The sequence below is a fragment of the Halobacteriovorax sp. DA5 genome (genome assembly GCF_002903145.1).
GTDB lineage: Bacteria > Bdellovibrionota > Bacteriovoracia > Bacteriovoracales > Bacteriovoracaceae > Halobacteriovorax_A.
Window position 1 is genome coordinate 73482 of the sequence record NZ_PPDJ01000011.1, and the last position, 15174, is coordinate 88655.

The 15174-nt window shown below is 35.5% G+C and carries 18 protein-coding genes; 9 read left to right on the forward strand and 9 right to left on the reverse strand.

Going from position 1 to position 15174, the window contains the following annotated elements; all coding sequences use genetic code 11:
• Window positions 1–32 precede the first annotated feature (32 nt).
• On the reverse strand, window positions 33–209 hold the full coding sequence (gene rpmG / locus C0Z22_RS14425; protein WP_021268365.1) for a 50S ribosomal protein L33: 177 nt from the start codon (window positions 207–209) through the stop codon (window positions 33–35).
• 126 nt (window positions 210–335) lie between these two features.
• Here rpmG and C0Z22_RS14430 point away from each other — a divergent pair, with 126 nt between their 5' ends.
• The 4 genes from C0Z22_RS14430 to C0Z22_RS14445 all read left to right on the forward strand — a co-directional run bounded on the left by C0Z22_RS14430 (window position 336) and on the right by C0Z22_RS14445 (window position 2220).
• Entirely contained in the window at window positions 336–632 is a 297-nt protein-coding gene (locus C0Z22_RS14430) for a hypothetical protein (RefSeq protein ID WP_103219078.1), read from the forward strand.
• 134 nt (window positions 633–766) lie between these two features.
• On the forward strand, window positions 767–1033 hold the full coding sequence (locus tag C0Z22_RS14435; RefSeq protein WP_021268340.1) for a type B 50S ribosomal protein L31: 267 nt from the start codon (window positions 767–769) through the stop codon (window positions 1031–1033).
• A gap of 71 nt (window positions 1034–1104) precedes the next feature.
• Window positions 1105–1521: a hypothetical protein gene (locus C0Z22_RS14440; RefSeq protein WP_103219079.1), complete on the forward strand. Its 417-nt coding sequence runs from the start codon at window positions 1105–1107 to the stop codon at window positions 1519–1521.
• Window positions 1522–1710: 189 nt separating this feature from the next.
• On the forward strand, window positions 1711–2220 hold the full coding sequence (locus C0Z22_RS14445; protein WP_103219080.1) for a hypothetical protein: 510 nt from the start codon (window positions 1711–1713) through the stop codon (window positions 2218–2220).
• A 25-nt stretch (window positions 2221–2245) separates the two neighbouring features.
• Here C0Z22_RS14445 and C0Z22_RS14450 read toward each other — a convergent pair whose 3' ends face one another.
• The 3 genes from C0Z22_RS14450 to pyrE all read right to left on the reverse strand — a co-directional run bounded on the left by C0Z22_RS14450 (window position 2246) and on the right by pyrE (window position 5382).
• Window positions 2246–3277 (reverse strand): small ribosomal subunit Rsm22 family protein, encoded by a 1032-nt coding sequence (locus C0Z22_RS14450; RefSeq protein ID WP_103219081.1) that lies wholly within the window; start codon window positions 3275–3277, stop codon window positions 2246–2248.
• Window positions 3278–3347: 70 nt separating this feature from the next.
• Window positions 3348–4619 carry a citrate synthase gene (locus C0Z22_RS14455; RefSeq protein ID WP_103219082.1) on the reverse strand — a complete coding sequence of 424 codons (1272 nt, stop codon included), beginning with the start codon at window positions 4617–4619 and terminating at the stop codon, window positions 3348–3350.
• A gap of 130 nt (window positions 4620–4749) precedes the next feature.
• The gene (gene pyrE, locus C0Z22_RS14460; RefSeq protein ID WP_103219083.1) at window positions 4750–5382 is read right to left on the reverse strand and encodes an orotate phosphoribosyltransferase; all 633 of its coding nucleotides are present in this window, start codon (window positions 5380–5382) and stop codon (window positions 4750–4752) included.
• 178 nt (window positions 5383–5560) lie between these two features.
• Between pyrE and C0Z22_RS14465 the strand changes: the two genes are divergently transcribed.
• From C0Z22_RS14465 to C0Z22_RS14480, 4 genes are all read left to right on the forward strand, one after another.
• A complete protein-coding gene (locus C0Z22_RS14465; RefSeq protein WP_103219084.1) occupies window positions 5561–6925 on the forward strand; it encodes a hypothetical protein in 1365 nt (454 codons plus the stop codon).
• Window positions 6926–7055: 130 nt separating this feature from the next.
• On the forward strand, window positions 7056–7487 hold the full coding sequence (locus C0Z22_RS14470) for a DUF3015 family protein (RefSeq protein ID WP_103219085.1): 432 nt from the start codon (window positions 7056–7058) through the stop codon (window positions 7485–7487).
• 62 nt (window positions 7488–7549) lie between these two features.
• A complete protein-coding gene (locus C0Z22_RS14475) occupies window positions 7550–9412 on the forward strand; it encodes a DUF4105 domain-containing protein (protein WP_103219086.1) in 1863 nt (620 codons plus the stop codon).
• A gap of 62 nt (window positions 9413–9474) precedes the next feature.
• The gene (locus C0Z22_RS14480) at window positions 9475–9753 is read left to right on the forward strand and encodes a hypothetical protein (RefSeq protein ID WP_103219087.1); all 279 of its coding nucleotides are present in this window, start codon (window positions 9475–9477) and stop codon (window positions 9751–9753) included.
• Here C0Z22_RS14480 and C0Z22_RS14485 read toward each other — a convergent pair.
• Complete coding sequence (locus tag C0Z22_RS14485) at window positions 9750–11102, reverse strand: hypothetical protein (protein ID WP_103219088.1); 1353 nt, start codon at window positions 11100–11102, stop codon at window positions 9750–9752. The genes C0Z22_RS14480 and C0Z22_RS14485 overlap by 4 nt on opposite strands.
• A gap of 81 nt (window positions 11103–11183) precedes the next feature.
• Between C0Z22_RS14485 and sfsA the strand changes: the two genes are divergently transcribed.
• On the forward strand, window positions 11184–11936 hold the full coding sequence (gene sfsA, locus C0Z22_RS14490) for a DNA/RNA nuclease SfsA (protein ID WP_158246944.1): 753 nt from the start codon (window positions 11184–11186) through the stop codon (window positions 11934–11936).
• Here sfsA and C0Z22_RS14495 read toward each other — a convergent pair.
• From C0Z22_RS14495 to C0Z22_RS16070, 4 genes are all read right to left on the reverse strand, one after another.
• Entirely contained in the window at window positions 11931–12752 is an 822-nt protein-coding gene (locus tag C0Z22_RS14495) for a hypothetical protein (protein ID WP_103219090.1), read from the reverse strand. The two genes, sfsA and C0Z22_RS14495, sit on opposite strands and share 6 nt — an antisense overlap.
• A 97-nt stretch (window positions 12753–12849) precedes the next feature.
• Window positions 12850–13890 (reverse strand): quinone-dependent dihydroorotate dehydrogenase, encoded by a 1041-nt coding sequence (locus C0Z22_RS14500; protein WP_233189737.1) that lies wholly within the window; start codon window positions 13888–13890, stop codon window positions 12850–12852.
• Window positions 13890–14813, reverse strand: a complete 924-nt coding sequence (locus tag C0Z22_RS14505; RefSeq protein WP_103219091.1) for a hypothetical protein — start codon at window positions 14811–14813, stop codon at window positions 13890–13892. The genes C0Z22_RS14500 and C0Z22_RS14505 overlap by 1 nt, the downstream gene beginning before the upstream one ends.
• The coding region (locus C0Z22_RS16070) for a hypothetical protein (RefSeq protein WP_158246945.1) at window positions 14810–15174 on the reverse strand (365 nt) is incomplete at its 5' end. The genes C0Z22_RS16070 and C0Z22_RS14505, both read right to left, overlap by 4 nt.

Below are 15174 nucleotides of genomic sequence, written 5' to 3' on the forward strand. Positions count from 1 at the left end.
GCTTTTTTTATATGTAAATTTGAAAAATCAAATTACTTAATTTCTTTGTGAAGTGTGTGCTTTCTTAAGAAAGGATTGTACTTCTTAACTTCAAGTCTCTCTGGATGAGTCTTTTTGTTTTTAGTAGTTGTGTAACGAGATGGAGTTTGTCCATTCTTTCTCGCTTCTGTACACTCAAGTGTAATAATAACTCTTGGCCCCTTTGCCATAACTGCCTCCTAAAATATATAAAACTTTAAAATTGTTTTCTCTAATTTATACAAATTACAATTCGTAGGTTAGAAACTTACTAGAAATACATTGTCATGGCAAGGGCCAACTGCTAAAAATACAGCATGGAAACACAAAATCTTGTAAATCTCAAAAATTGGAACTTCGCCCACTACAATAGTGAGCACTTTAAATCATTCATTGGAATGACTGGAGATATCCAAGAAGTTGATGGCCAAATAAAAGAGCTAATCCTCTATTCTGTTACAGTTGTGGACGGTGAAGATCTTGAGGTTTTTCAACGAGATTTCAGCTCTTTAAAGAGCGCCATTGATTTTATCAATGAAAAATATGGACATTGGCAATTTAACGACCCGACAGATAAGTCTGGAGGTGGCTGCAGCTCTTGTAGCGCACATTAAAAATGCCCATCTCAGCTATGGAAGCACTACATTAGATCTTGACAAATGGTCCTATATGGGCGAAATTGCTCAAATCTCTAATTAATACTAAATCAGCATTGTACCAAGCAATGCAAAAGATAACGAGGTTTAAAATGAAAAAAGGTATTCACCCAGAGTACAGAGACGTTCTTTTCCATGACATCTCTGCAGACACAAAATTTGTAGTTAAATCAACAATCAAAGCTGATTCAGAAGAAGAGTTTGATGGGAAAACTTACCCATACGTAAAACTTGATATCTCAAGTCTTTCTCACCCATTCTATACAGGAAAAACTAAAGTTCTTGATACTGAAGGTCGTATCGATAAATTCAGAAAGAAATTTGGTACTTCTTACGCTTCACTTGGGAAGAAAAAGTAATTATCGAATCAAAATTTTCGAATATAAAAGAAGCCTCGCATTGCGAGGCTTTTTTATTTATAATTTAAGATATGAAATTTCTAATCACTATCTTTATTGCACAGCTAAGTTTTGCCAACCTCGATAACAAGATCAATTATATCGCCGACATTCTGTTAAAAGAGCAATACCTAATTAATGACTCAAAAGAACGTGCAGACTTTGTTAAAAGACAGCTGATAGAAAAGTCTGCAAAAAGCTTAGACAATAAAAAGCTTGAAAAAATCATTGATGACAATACAAGCTTCGTTGATATCAAAGAAGAAATAAAAAAACGTATTAAGGCCAATTATACAGAAAATGAAGTGAATCGACTGATGGCCATTCTTGAAACAAAGGAAATGAGAAAACTTGCCAAGGATGTCCTTTCAAAAATCTTAACAATGCCCCACTTCAAGATGGATAAAGAAAAAATTATCTACGAAGTCAAAGAGCTGAAGTCTAAATAATCTTAAAAATAAATTATTTATTTTATCAGTAAATTACATTTCATTATTTTCATAAGTTAGCTCTCTTAACCAAAGACAGCCTAAAGAAACCCCTTTATTTACAAACACTTACACACTCTCCCGACTAAAGAAATAAAGTATATTTACCGAATAAAGTGAAACTGAACATGTATCACTTAAGGGGGAATAGTGAGTAAATTATTAAAAAGAGTATTTCTACTTCTATCTGTTTTATCACTTCTAGCAAGTTGTTCTTCTATCAACTCATATCAAGCAAGAGAGTATGCTGAGTGGAAAGCAAAAGGACTTGAAGTGAAAGAAAAAGATGAAACATTGGCCGCAGTTTTAAATATCCTGCCAGGTGTAGGAGATTTCTATAATGGCGATGTACCTAATGGTGTTGTAAACCTACTCTTTTGGCCACTGTCAGTTGCTTGGGCACCTGCAGGTGGAGCACAAGGAGCAAAGGTAAGAAATTATCATGCAACGAAAGCACACGTCGACTCACTTGAAAAAAATAAAAAAGCGCTTCTAAGTGAACTTGATACCGCCTTTATGACTAATATGATTTCAAAGAAGGCCTATATTATTGGAAAGCAAAAAATCACAAGTATGGATTTAATCGAGTTTAGATCAGGCGTAAGACTTCAGGACGTCCTGACAGCACCACTTAATCGTCTACCAGCTAGTAAAAAGTAAATATCTAAGGGAGCCTTATGCTCCCTTATTCAACACCTTCAACTTCAATAGTCTTTACACGAACAGTAGAATTTTCAAGTTCCTTATCAATTGTATAGCGAACACAAATACCAGAGGAAATCTCTTCTAATTGCTTAACAACTTTCTTCTTAAAGAGTTTCTTAGGAACTTCTAAAGTCACAGACTTATTATTTTCATCACAGACATCCCAAAGGAATGCGTGCTTAACATTTTTCTTTAAACGAATAATTCTTGCTTTACCGCTCTTATCTTCAATTTGGTTTAATGCATAGAAGTGAATTGTTGCAGGCATGACCTTACGATCTAATTTTGCAACTTGCGAAAGAGACTCGAGCTCGAAGTCCAATGAAGTTTTAATTGATTGGTGACACCAGTCATCGATCCCTTCAAGAGGACAAGTCCCCTGTCCCATACATGGATATTGAATTTTGTAATCGATTAAGAGAAGCTTCTTTCTTAAAGCAAGAAGGTCTTTAAATACATCTTTTGTTCCAGGTTCAATACAAATGATAAATTTAGGATTGTAGCGCTTAATAATCTTAAAGGCCGCAGGCATTCCCATTTCATTGATCGAATTACCAAAAATAAGAGTTCTTGGAGCATCGTCAACATTTGGTAGAGTTTGAGAAAAACCAATTTTAGGATTTTGAAAATACTCATTATTAAGCTTATTGGCCTGTTCAATCATAAGCTTAGATTCATCAACTCCTGTGAAAGAAAGAGCATCCGAAAAAAGCTCACTTGCGGCAAAAACATAAGTTCCAGGTCCTGTTCCAATATCTAAGATGTGAGTTTTAGAAATTTCGGCTTTCATCTGCTCGCTTAAATGCTCAGTTAAAAACTCAAGCTTAAGAGCATTTGTTGGAAAGTAGAATGATGTATAGGCACTGATTAAATCCTCATCAGAGTAGTTATTCTTAAGCTTAGTACGCTCACTAGTAAATTGTGTCGACTGAGTCCCAATAAGTTTTGCAAGTTGCTGCTTATTAAGATTTGGATTTAAGAGACTCTTTAAAATTTTATCGTATTCAAACATTTCTACTTCCTAAAAAAAAGGCCCAAGAAATCCTTGGGCCCGAATTCAATATTCTTTTTAAAAGATTATACTATCTTTTTTCTGGTGCTACGTAATCTCTCTCATTTTCACCAATATAAACTTGGCGAGGACGAGAAATACGTGCTCCATCTTCTCTCAGTTCTTTCCACTGAGATAGCCAACCTGGTAAACGACCTAATACGAACATTGCTGTAAACATATTAGTTGGGATTCCAAGTGCTTTGTAGATGATTCCTGAGTAGAAATCTACGTTTGGATATAGGTTACGCTTAACGAAGTACTCATCTTTAAGAGCAACTTCTTCAAGACCTTTTGCGATATCAAGAAGTGGATCTTCGATTTTAAGCTTAGTAAGAATTGTGTCACATGCTTTCTTGATGATTTTTGCACGTGGATCAAAGTTCTTATAAACACGGTGACCAAATCCCATAAGACGGAATGGATCGTCCTTATCTTTCGCTTTTTCGATGAACTTTTGGTAATCACCACCATCTTTCTTAATCTCTTCAAGCATTTCAAGTACAGCTTGGTTTGCACCACCGTGTAATTGTCCCCAAAGAGCTGTAACACCAGCTGCAATTGAAGCAAATACGTTAGCATGTGAAGAACCTACAACTCTTACAGTTGAAGCTGAACAGTTTTGCTCGTGATCAGCATGAAGGATTAGAAGTGTATCAAGAGCGTCTGCTACGTCTTGGTCTACTTCACCATCAAACATTAGATTTAGGAAATCTGCTGAGTAATCTAGCTTAGCATTTGAAGTTAGTGGGCTTTTTCCCATCGTCTTGCGATAGAATTGCGCCATCATAACTTTTACTTGTCCCATTAATTGAACAATAGCCTTGTTCTTAATTTCTTCAGTTGCTTCTGGATCTAAGAACTCTGGGTAGAAACCACTTAGAGATGAGATCGCAGCAGCTAGTACACCCATTGGGTGAGCTGAACCAGGAAATTGGTCGATGATTTTTTCAACGCCACCTGGAAGCTTGCTGTTAGCTGAAATTTCTCTGTTGAAAGTATCTAGCTCCTTAACAGTTGGAAGCTTTCCATTGTAAAGAAGGTAAGAAACTTCAGCAAAGTTTGAAGATTCAGCAAGTTGTTCGATTGGGTAACCACGGTATCTTAAAATACCTTTCTCTCCGTCTAAGAAAGTAATCTTCGACGTACATGATCCTGTGTTAACAAAACCAATATCTAAAGTAATAGCACCTGTTTCTGCTCTTAGCTTTGAGATGTCTAAAGCGACTTCGTTTTCAGTTCCTACGATCACAGGAACTTCAATAGTTTGACCATTGATTTCAATTTTTGCACTATCGGCCATTTTATTCCTCCAAAATTTAAGTTGGATATAACTTAAATACGTTAAAAAACACGAATTAAATTAAGTAGATACATATCTTTTTTTGCTAAATCTGTCGACACGTCTTGCGTCTAAAATGCACAGCGTTGCATTAATTTTCCCAATTATCTGGGTCTTGCTGCCATTTCATAAGAAGCTCATGGCCTCTTTCATCGATCAATTTTTGCGACAAACAAATATCGGCTAATTGATTAAGATTTATTAAAGAAAAAATCTCAATACCTAAATCTTTAGCAACCCTTTTAGCATTGGGAGTTTGATAGTCGACCAAACACAGCACTGAGTCTACCATATGGCCCTGATCGCGAATGAGTCCAATGACTTTTTCGATACTTGAGCCTTGGTTAACCAGGTCTTCAACTAAAAGTAATTTACTATTTTCGCCAACTTTTCCTTCCACTATCTTACCCGTGCCATGGGCCTTAGGCTTTGAGCGTACATAATTCATTGGCTCGCTACGATAAAATGCTAATGCCGCAGCGTGAGAGATTCCAGCAGTTGCAACACCTGTAATGAAGTCATATGAAAAGTTATTCTCTTCAATGAGTTCACTCATGAGCTCAATTGCAAGCTTCCACATTTTTGGATCAGAAGACATAAGGCGATTGTCACAGTAAATAGGCCCAGTCTTACCAGAAGCGTATTTAAATGGATTTTGTGGAGAAATTTTAATTAAGCCAAATTTTATCATCTCTTTTACAAGAGAGATTGTCTTTTCTGTCATGCTAACCCCTTTAAAATAGTTTAAACAAATTTATCCATCTTAAAAAGTCGAATTCTTGTATAATTATTAATTGATTATTAATTTTTTCTCCTAACTAAATTTTATTATTTCAATAACTTACCGATGCGGGAGATATATGAAAAGAAATTAATGATTAGTTGATTAAAGGAGTACGTTTTTGAAAGCATTATATATTTGTGATGAAAAAGATGAATGGGGATACATTAGAGATTCTTTCTCAAATTGTTATCCAGATATCCAACTTCATTGCGCAATGAGTGGTGATGATGCAATTGACCTTTTAAGCTTTGAAGGTCCTTTTGCCGTGATCATTATTGAAGTAGCTCTTAAAAATGAAGATCCGTCTCAGCTAGCGGGAAAGATTCTTTCGATTACAGGTCAAAGGCCATTTATCTTTATCGGTATGGAGGCCATGATCAAACAAAAAATTCCAGATGCACTCTATGCACGAAGTGAATCGAGCTCGGCACTTTTTCGCCCAATTGAAGAAGAAGATTTTATGGGCGCAGTTAACAAGGCCCTTGCCTGGGTTAAAAGTGAAGACTTCGGCTCTAGCATTGAGGAATTTGAAGAAGACGATTTATTGCCAATGAAGATTCGTGGCTTTTATTTATTTGATACACTCGCCTACGATGTCTATTTAGAACTAACTCAAACAAAGTATACAAAGATCATATCGGCAAATAAGAAATACTCTCACGCAACAATTCATTCTTATGCGAGAAAGAATATAAAAGTCCTTTATCTAAAAAAGAATGACTACTTAAAATTCTTAGAAGAAGGAATAGAAAACCTCCTTAAAACTTTTGAAAGCAAGAAAAGACTTAAAGACTCAGAAGTTATTGAAAATCAAATTAAGGCCGTTCTTTTGATTCATCAATATGTTAAAACCGTTGGCGTATCAGAGAATGTAATTAAACTTTGTGATGAAGTCATTCTTTGTAGTCGTGAAATCATTCTTGAAAATAAGAAGTATCGTAATGTCCTTTCGCTATTTCCAAAAGGGCCATTTGATATTGCCACTCAATCAATTATGACACTTTATTTATCACACTTTATTTTACAAGCTCTTGGCTGGGCCTCTGAGACATCAAAGAAGAAACTTGGACTGGCCTCACTTTTATATGATTCAATGCTTGAAAATGAAGACCTTGCTTCAATTCAATCATTAGAGGACCCACAGCTTAAAATGTTCAAAGAAAGTGAGCAAGAAAGCTACCGTCTCCATCCTCTTAAAGCAGCTGAGATTGCACAGTACTTTACAGGTTACCCTGAAGCAGACTTTGTCGTGGCCCAGCACCATGAAAAACCAAAGGGAGATGGCTTCCCTAATAAGTTAAGTACAAATAAATTAACGGCCCACTCGTGTGCATTTATCCTAGCAAATAACTACATTTTAAAACTTTGTACAAGTACAGGCGGCAAAAAAAACTTACTTAATATCTTTAGAGAAATTAAAGAAGTTTACAACCAAGGTAACTTCAAAGACCCACTTAATGCTCTACAAAGGACGATACTGTAAATTAAATTTTTCTTAAAAAGCGGAGTCCTTTGCTCAAACAAAAACGAGGGATTTTTAATTTACATTTTTCTTAGTTAAGTTAAACTCTTTGTATTGTTTTACAAACATCACAATATTAAGGAGTTTATTGATGAAAAAACTATTATGTGCAGCACTTTTTACAGTTGTTACTTCTTCAGCATTTGCAGCTCACGGACCAGCAGGTTGTGGTCTTGGTTCGGTAATTTTCGAAGGTAAGTCAGGACTAGCTCTTAACGTTCTTGCAGCTACAACAAACGGTATCCTAGGTAACCAGACATTTGCAATGTCAACTGGTACTCTTGGTTGTGAAGATGCAAAAACAGCACGTGTATCAGCTGTATCATTTGTTGAAAACAACATGATCGCACTTTCAAGCGATATTGCTCGTGGCGAAGGTGAAAGTCTAGATGCATACCTTGCTCTAGTTAATGCTCCAGCAGCAAACAAAACAAACCTAAAGCAAAACTTTGATAAGATTTTTGCTGAAAATGCTGACGCACAAACAATCCACAATAACATCCAAACTGTACTAGCGATGTAATACTTTGGCCTACAACTTCGGTTGTAGGCCATTTTTCCAATACGCCAAAAATTGATTTTAGAATGAAAAAATATTTAACTGCAACATTTCTCTTCTTTGCTCTAGGGCATTCTTCTTGGGCATCAACAGAGCTCGAAACTTTTTCTAAGTCACAAAGGTGGCTAAAGCTCATACGATATGAAAAGAATCTTTTCGGTTACGAGTCCCTAGTAAAAGCGAAGGAATATTTTCTTTCTGAAAATGGTATGACATCACCACTAGAGGAATTGAAACAAACAATTTCAGGTGTTGAATCCCCTCTTGTTAAAGACATGAATAATCATCCGAAGTGTCTTTTCCCTGCAAGATTCATGCTCTTAAAAGAACATAGGCTAATTGAGCAATCATTAAATTTGTATGATTGTCCTGCTTATCAAGACTATATAAAGAAAATCGATATCTATTCAGTCTCTATTATTTTTTCTTCTTACTTTATAGAAAAGCCCGCTTCAACTTTTGGTCACACATTCTTTCGTGTTCGTTCAAAGTCATCTAAAAGCCAAGATAATGATCTCTTAGATTACGGCGTGGACTTCAGTGCGAAAGTCGATACTAGTAATCCCCTCGTTTATGGCTACAAAGGTATTTTTGGTGGCTTTAAAGGCATGTTTGCTATGATGCCATATTATGTAAAAGTTAAAGAATATAATAATATGGAATCGAGAGATCTTTGGGATTATGAATTAAACTTAGATAGAAAAGATCTTATTTATTTTCAGGCGCACCTCTTTGAAATGAATCGAGCTTATTTCGACTATCTCTACTTCACTAAGAATTGCTCTTACCACATTCTAGCGTTTGTCGATGCCATTAGAACAGACTGGAAGCTAATTGATAATATCGATACTACAGTTCCTCCAGTTGATACAATCTACGCTTTATTCGAACAAGACAATATCGTAAAGAATATTAAAGTTAGACCCGCTTCGTATACAAAATTAAAAGCGAGGTATGATGAGATGAATCCAAAGCAAGGAGCACTTTTCAAAAAGCTTATCAAGGATTCTAAGAATATCAGCGACATCAAAGATAATGTTGATGAACTATTTGTCTTAGATACTTATAATCTTTATATCGACTTTAAGAATGCCGATGTTGATGCAACTAAGTCTTTAAAAGATAAAGAGAAGAAAGAATACCGTACACAAAAATTTCGTATTAATAGCAAACGAGCAAAATTAGCTTCAAAATCACAAGATATTAACTATGATTTTTTAATGCCTAAATCTCCGGATAAAGGCCACTCTACAAATCGTTTTAGCCTAGGTCCAAGCTTTGATAGTAATGGAGAATATCTAAATATTGAGTTTCGTGGAGCACTCCACGACCTACTCGATAGACAAAGTGGTTATCTTCCCATGTCCACAACAGAGCTAGTTAATATAAAGTTAGATTATAATCGCTATCAAGAAGATCGACTGAGGTTAGTCGATATACAGCTTGCTCGTATCGATGCCTTAAGACCTGTAACAGTTTTTGCAAAGAAGCTTAGTTGGCAATTTAACTTTGGTTTTGCTGAGAGCTTTACATATCAAAGCCGAACATTAAATCCCTACTTAGATTTTGATCTTGGTTACACTTTTGGTAACGAAGTATTCGCACTGGCAGCATTTATAGCAACACAAAACTCTTATATCTATGAGTCAGACTATGACTATGCTCTTACTTATGGGCCAAAAATAAGGCTTATCTACTCGAGTAAATACTTTTCGTGGCAAGGTAGTTATCAATATTCTTTTAGAAATAACACTCGCTTAAATAAACAACATGAATGGAATAGCGAAGCAAAGTTTCACTTTACCAAGGATGTTAGCTTAAGACTTGCCTACCAATACTATGATGAAGTTTACCAAAGAGCGATGGCAGGACTAAATTTCTTTTACTAATCGAAAGTAAACAAAAAAAAGTGACATTTGCCACACACAAGTAAGATCGCTATAGTTTTAAAATGAAAAAAGTAAGTATTGAATTTGAACAACAGGCCTTAGCACAACTAGCGAATACTCCCATTGAAGTTCAAGATGAAATTAGTTGTTGGATAAATCTTCTTTCAGATCTAGGTATCGATAAGGCACGTGAATTCAAGATTAAATACGATGGGCCTCTCAATATTGAAATTGATGAAATCAATAATATCAGAAAGATTCAATTAAAGGATAGCTGGCACGCAATCTATACCCTCGAACAAGATAGTGTCACAATAAAAAATTTAGTAGATATTGCTTAAATCTTAATCGTCGCAAGTGTTTCGATGATCTTCTTATACGTGTGCTTAGTAAAGCGCTCACGTAGCTTAGTTATTACATCTTCAACATTTATTTTTTGGCGATCTTCAATTCTTTGGTAGATTTCTTCTGTAAATGCTTCAGCAATAATAAGAACCTTAGCAAGTGGAGAGATATCATCTTTAAAACTTGTCGCAAAACCTAGTCCATTTGATGTTCCATGGTGTTGCATGATAATAACATCGGCCCCAAGTGGACATGCAGGATAGCGCCTAATTGCATCTGCTGCTTCAGCAGCATGATTGATAATGATTTCCTTATCTTCTTCAGAGACTTGAGGATCAAAAATGATCTTATCCTCATACATTAGATCAGGATATTTTTTATAGACTTGCACTAAGTACATATCGTGGAAATAAAGAACAAATTTTAATTTCTCTTTATGAGCAGGGCCACCCCATTCAACGTTGTCGAGAATATGGGACGAAACGTAACCTGCAATAATTGAGTGACTATAGAGAAAGCCAGATTTTAGCGCTGCTAAATCCTTTAGGATAGATTTTAGATCTGGAACATTATCAATAACTTCTTCCATCGTATCCATACACATTTGAGAAAGCTGGACAACTTCTTTCGTTACCCCTTCATCTTCAAATAGCTGTTCAGCAATGGCATCAATACTTTGCTCCACAAAATCAAGAGATTCTTGTTGAGGAGTTTCAGGAGTCACCTTTTCCATACTTTCAATTAAAAGCTCAGTTACCCTCTTAGTGAAAGCGAAACGCTCTCTTGCAGGTATCAAAAGATGTGAAACATTTTGATCTAAGAATTCTCTTACCTTTGGCCATACATCACTTTCAGTGTCATATATTTTAGTTGGGACTTTCTCGCCATTATTTTCTAGCATATAGTAGGTATCGCAAAATGCTTTATTAAACGGAAAGAAGAGACGAATAGGCATTTCATATAACTCTTCTGTCACAACGGCCAAAACTTCTTTTGGTGTAATTTTTAAGCATTCAAAAATATTTTGTAGAATGCCAGGGATATCAAATTGATTTTTAACAACATAGTTCTCATCTGGAACGAGATCCCCTTCTCCAATAACAATCGAAGGAATATCGCGATCATTTTCAATAAGATTATGAAAGGCCAAAAGGGCCGTATCTTCATCCCCGATTGAGGCCATTGTTACGAGTAGATCAATAGGAACTTCTGTGTCCTCAATATGAATGAGCGCCTCATCAAGTGATGACGTAAAAATCAGATTCAACTCAGTGTATGTCTTAAGATTTACACTGTAGATTGAATTTAAAACTTCATTGTCACAAATTACTAAAGCAGTTTTCACAAATTCCTCTTAAAATGATATCGTATTTGTCATTGTAACATATAATTACAGATGCTTAGCAACATGCACACAAGGAAAAATATGCAATTTAAAGAAAATGAATTGGTTTTAGGGACAATTATTGAACGCTACAAACGATTTTTATTAGATTTTAAATTAGATAATGCCTTTAAAGAGTATAGTTGTGAACAAACTCTAACGGCCCACCTTGCAAATACAGGAAGCATGAAAACATGTTGGGAGCCAGATTGGAAAGTTCTAATGACCCACTCTGATGACCCAAAGAGAAAGCTTAAATTCTCTGCTCAGATGATTTCGAATGGGGATTCTTGGATTATGGTAAACACAGGCCTTACAAATAAGATTGTTCAGGAAGGTCTAGAACTTGGAAAATTCGAAGAACTTAGAGGGTATGATTTTTTCAAGAGTGAAGTAAAAATTGGTAAAAGTAGAATTGATTTTCTCTTAAGCAATAAAGAGATCGATAAGAAAGATTTAAAACTTGAGGATCCTAGTTTTAAGTACAACTTTGTTGAAGTAAAGAATGTTACTTTAAAAGTTGGAGACCAGGCCCAATTCCCGGATGCCGTCTCAACCAGAGGCCAAAAGCATCTTGAAGAACTTATGGCAATTAAGGAGCAAGGTCATGAGGCCACAATGCTCTATATTGTTTCTCGTGAAGATGTTAAGAGCTTTAATGTGAGTGATATTGATACAGAATATAAAAGACTTCTTATCAAGGCCAAAGAAGCTGGAGTACAGATTCTTGCCTACCAACTAAATATGAATGAAAAAGAAATCACTGTCGCAAAAAAACTTAAGATTGTTTTATAGGCTTGTCGATTCGAACTTCTCGATATGATTTGCAAGCTGTGAATACACTCGACTCTCGTTAGGAATCTTTGTTAAAAGATGATTAAACTTTTGAAGATTATCTTTATTGATGAAACGATATAGCTCTCTTGTAATAAGTGAGTTTTCATTGCTAGCGTTTGAAGCTAGTGTTGTCACTATTTGATCGCTTACCTTATCTTTAAAATCATCTGACTTTGCATATTTTTCAAGCTCTAAAATAATAAGAGAATGAAGATCCTTACCGTAAACACCTTGTGAAAGTTTAACTAAGGCATTTAATGATCTTAGATCACTCTTTTGCGTACTTAAAAGTAAAACTAAGTTCTTCTTTAATTCTTCATTTGAAAGATCGATAAAATCTAGTGCTGTCGTAATAATTGAGTGAGAACGAAAGCCTCTTTTTGACGTAAAGTTATATAGCTGATTAATATTTTGATTAATCTTCGCTGTAATATAATCCCCATACCTATCATAATTTTCAGAAACTTCATCACTTGTGAAGTATTCCTGACAGATACTTCTCATACAACCCTTAAGTTTTGATAACGACTCTTCGTAAGACTTGTAGATATGCATATCCTCAACTCTTCTCTTTTTTAGTTCACGGGCCGTAACATCATCAGATAAAGATGCAATTGAACGTTTAACAAAGTCAGGTGAACGATTAACATGCTTGTATGGATTTGCACCACTACCAAGCTCTTGTTTAAGAGTACTCTCAATATCACTACTAGTGAAAAAGACAAATGCGCCTAATGATGCAATTACGACAGTATGAACTAAGCCTTTAATCATTTCTTTCCTTAAATGTTTAACCAACCTTTTTACTCGTTTCGGTTAATATTAGGAAAAGATTAAGTTTTAGTTTTTATTTATACATAATTTTAATAGGTTATATTTGAGATTTTTTTTGATAATGATCAATTAGTTGTTCAACACAATTAAATCCCTTTAGGGACATATCATTTATTATTGATCGATTAATATCTTGGAGAAGCTTAGGCCCCTGGAAAATAAAGGCCGAATAGATCTGCAAACACCTTCCACCATCACGCCAATAATCAACAATATCTTCATACGAAGAAAAACCTCCAACCCCGATGAACTCTAAATGAGGAAAATCCTTCATCTTATCAAGACATGCCTTACGGACCCTTCGTGCTTTGGCCAGAAGCAGTTTTCCAGAAACACCTCCTACCCCACGCTCTTGCATTATAGTCGTATTTGTTGCAATGATACCAGTTAGTCTATAGTCACTTGCGACTTTGATAATACTTTCAATTTCATCTTCTTCAATATCTGGTGAAATTTTTAAATAGAGATCGGCCTCACCGTCTTTACGCTCTAAAGCAGCAAAGATCTTCTCTAAGGATTCACGAGTTTGATGCGAACGAAGTCCCGGAGTATTTGGCGAGGAAACATTTATAACGATATAATCAGCAAGATCTTTAAAATCTTGATAAAGGCTCGCATAGTCTTCATATGCTAGATTATCAGGTGTATCCTTATTCTTTCCAATATTAACACCCAATGGAATTGAACGCTTTGCTAAGCGTACTTGATTCTTAAGAAACTCTCCACCTTCATTATTAAAGCCCATGCAGTTACGAATAGACTCTTCTTCAATATAACGAAATAGTCTTGGCCTAGGATTTCCATCCTGGGGCCTTGGTGTTACAGTTCCAACCTCAATAGCGCCAAAACCAAGATTAGAAAGAAATTCGTATCCACGACAATTTTTATCAAGCCCAGCAGCAAGCCCAACAGGTGTTGCCCACGTTAACTTACCAATTCTTAATTTTAAACTATCAGAGCGGTAACTCGGATAAACCTCAGAAAGGACAGGAAACCTCTCCATGAAATCGATTGTAAGATCATGAGCATCTTCGGCGTCTAACTTGAATAAGAAGTTACGGGCAAGAGAATAAATCATTAGTACAACTTAACAAAGTCACCTTCGTGAACAGAGCCTCCGGAGTGTAAGATACCGATTGAAGCATCTGCTCCAATAAAGTCGATAATCTCAATAGTCCCTTTGACTTCTCCCTTGGAAACACCAATAAGGGCCCCAGTTTCAGGATCATAGATATCAACACCTTCAGTTACAACTTTTAAAACATCACCGATATTAAGTCCTGAGTCACGGCCAGCATTGATATAGATATTATTTCCAATAATTTTTGCAACACGTCCGATCCACTCTAGCTTTTGAGCAGTATCAAGAATTCTTGGAATTGATTTTCTAACAGAAACTTTTGTTACATAGCGAAGAAGATCTTGTCGGTACTTTGTTTGTGAATCGCGATCAGACTTAAAGAAGCGGTAGCTGCTATCGTCTGCATAACCATCAAGAGTATCAGTATAGATTTCTTTATTAGAGTTAACGTCATAGATTCTAATCTCGACTTTTGCTTCACTATAGCTTTTTGTGCTTCTAACAAAACCTACTTCATCAGACTTTTCTCTAACTCTTGCTTCGATAATTCGACCAAAAATAACAAAGTTTACACCTTCTCCTTTTGCCTTTCTTGTCATCTGAACAAGCTTTGATCCACCTTGTGAGTAAACCTGCTTCGAAGAACCAAATAATCTAGCTGACATTGGGTCAACAATGAATTGTCCCGTCTTTTGAAGCTCACGGCGAAGCTCTTCTGTTGCGATAACACCTAAATCTTGGCCACCAAATGGAGATTCATTAAAGAAAGTTAGAAGTGCAACCTTCTTTTTAACGCCTGTAAAATGTTGACGCTGAGACGTTCTCTCTTTTCTTCCGTGATAATCTCTTTTTTGTGGTGGTACTAAAAGAGAACACGATGTTGTAACTAAAACTAAAATTGGTAATAAAAACTTAATCATAGACTTTTTGCCTTAGCTGCTTCCTTATCTTCCTTAATAACTTTTCCACTCTCACCAGCATGAATAATATTAAAAACAAATGGAAGGTTTTCATCTCTTTTAATCGAAGCTTGCTCTGATAATTTTGTATTAGAAAACTTCTTCAAGACATCCATTGCCTTATCTTTATCACCAGAGAAAGTGATACTAATATTGACTACATTTTGAAGAGTCGAAGTAATTTGTGGATCAAAGAAGTAAACAACACCTTCTTCTTTTAACATTCCAGCAAAATCAAATGCCTCATTAATATTATGAGTATTTCTTAATACGATATCAAAAGAGTTCTTTACAGATACTTTCTCCTTAATCGTTCTCTTTA

Coding starts and splice junctions, on each gene's coding strand:
- rpmG (WP_021268365.1), bottom strand. CDS start 209: ATGGCAAAGGGGCCAAGAGTTATTATTACACTTGAGTGTACAGAAGCG.
- C0Z22_RS14430 (WP_103219078.1), top strand. CDS start 336: ATGGAAACACAAAATCTTGTAAATCTCAAAAATTGGAACTTCGCCCAC.
- C0Z22_RS14435 (WP_021268340.1), top strand. CDS start 767: ATGAAAAAAGGTATTCACCCAGAGTACAGAGACGTTCTTTTCCATGAC.
- C0Z22_RS14440 (WP_103219079.1), top strand. CDS start 1,105: ATGAAATTTCTAATCACTATCTTTATTGCACAGCTAAGTTTTGCCAAC.
- C0Z22_RS14450 (WP_103219081.1), bottom strand. CDS start 3,277: ATGTTTGAATACGATAAAATTTTAAAGAGTCTCTTAAATCCAAATCTT.
- C0Z22_RS14455 (WP_103219082.1), bottom strand. CDS start 4,619: ATGGCCGATAGTGCAAAAATTGAAATCAATGGTCAAACTATTGAAGTT.
- pyrE (WP_103219083.1), bottom strand. CDS start 5,382: ATGACAGAAAAGACAATCTCTCTTGTAAAAGAGATGATAAAATTTGGC.
- C0Z22_RS14470 (WP_103219085.1), top strand. CDS start 7,056: ATGAAAAAACTATTATGTGCAGCACTTTTTACAGTTGTTACTTCTTCA.
- C0Z22_RS14475 (WP_103219086.1), top strand. CDS start 7,550: ATGAAAAAATATTTAACTGCAACATTTCTCTTCTTTGCTCTAGGGCAT.
- C0Z22_RS14480 (WP_103219087.1), top strand. CDS start 9,475: ATGAAAAAAGTAAGTATTGAATTTGAACAACAGGCCTTAGCACAACTA.
- sfsA (WP_158246944.1), top strand. CDS start 11,184: ATGCAATTTAAAGAAAATGAATTGGTTTTAGGGACAATTATTGAACGC.
- C0Z22_RS14495 (WP_103219090.1), bottom strand. CDS start 12,752: ATGATTAAAGGCTTAGTTCATACTGTCGTAATTGCATCATTAGGCGCA.
- C0Z22_RS14500 (WP_233189737.1), bottom strand. CDS start 13,890: ATGATTTATTCTCTTGCCCGTAACTTCTTATTCAAGTTAGACGCCGAA.
- C0Z22_RS14505 (WP_103219091.1), bottom strand. CDS start 14,813: ATGATTAAGTTTTTATTACCAATTTTAGTTTTAGTTACAACATCGTGT.